At 66.4% G+C, this 1,060-nt stretch carries 1 protein-coding gene; it reads right to left on the reverse strand.

The window, feature by feature from the left end:
- Positions 1-1,060, reverse strand: a 1,060-nt coding sequence (locus tag NKJ73_RS34040) for an AMP-binding protein (protein ID WP_352572758.1), incomplete at both ends; no start/stop codon positions are given.

Genomic DNA, 1,060 nt, shown 5'->3' on the forward strand with positions numbered 1-1,060 from the left:
CGGGGCGCCTCATAGGCCGCCCGCGCATAGGCGTCGTCGGCCGGCGCCGGCAGCGCCTTGCGGTCGAGCTTGCCGTTCGGCGTCAGCGGCAGCGCCGCCAGCCGCACGAACGCAGCCGGCACCATGTAGTCGGGCAGCAGGCTAGCCAGATGGGCGCGCAAGGCGCCGGCAAGCGCGCCGCCATCGGCGTCGTCCGATCCGTCCGCCGGCTTCGCCACCAGGTAGGCGACGAGCCGCTGGTCGCCGGTCCGATCGGCGCGCGCCACCACCACCGCCTCGCCGACAAGCTCGTGCTCGCAAAGCCGCGCCGCGATCTCGCCCGGCTCGATGCGGAAGCCGCGGATCTTCACCTGGTCATCGTTGCGGCCCAGGAACTCCAGATTGCCATCCGGCAGATAACGCCCCAGGTCGCCGGTCCGGTACATCCGGGCGCCTGCCTCATCGCTGAACGGATCGGCCAAAAACCGCTCCGCCGTCAGATCAGGCCGGTTCAGGTAGCCACGCGCAACGCCGGCCCCGCCAACGTAAAGCTCACCCACCGCCCCGAACGGCACGGGCGCGCCATGACCGTCCAGCAGGTACACCCGCGTGTTCGCAATCGGGCGCCCGATCGGGATACGGCGGAATGTCTCATCAATCGCGGTGACCTCGCAGACTGTCGCGAAGGTCGTCGTCTCGGTCGGACCGTAGCAGTGCAAGAGATGCTGCGGTCGGCTCCCCCTCAAGACCCGTGCTACTGCCGCCACATCAACCGCATCACCGCCGACCAATAGCAACCGCAAGCTTGCCAGCGCCGGGCCTAAATCATCAGCGCTCTGGCTGAACAACCCAGCTGTCAGATGCAGGACGGTAATGCCATGCTGCTGAACCAGACGGCGCAGCACCTCTGGCTGCAGCACATCAATTCGTGGAATCACAACCAGGCTTGAACCGTGTAGCAGCGGTGCCCACACTTCCAGGGTACTGATATCAAACGCGGGATTACCCACCCACGCCACACGATCACTCGAGCTGAACTGCGCATAGCCATTGTTGATGACGAGCCGGTTGACCGCACGGT

Origin of the sequence: Mesorhizobium sp. M0074, from assembly GCF_040322975.1 — a bacterium.
GTDB lineage: Bacteria > Pseudomonadota > Alphaproteobacteria > Rhizobiales > Rhizobiaceae > Mesorhizobium.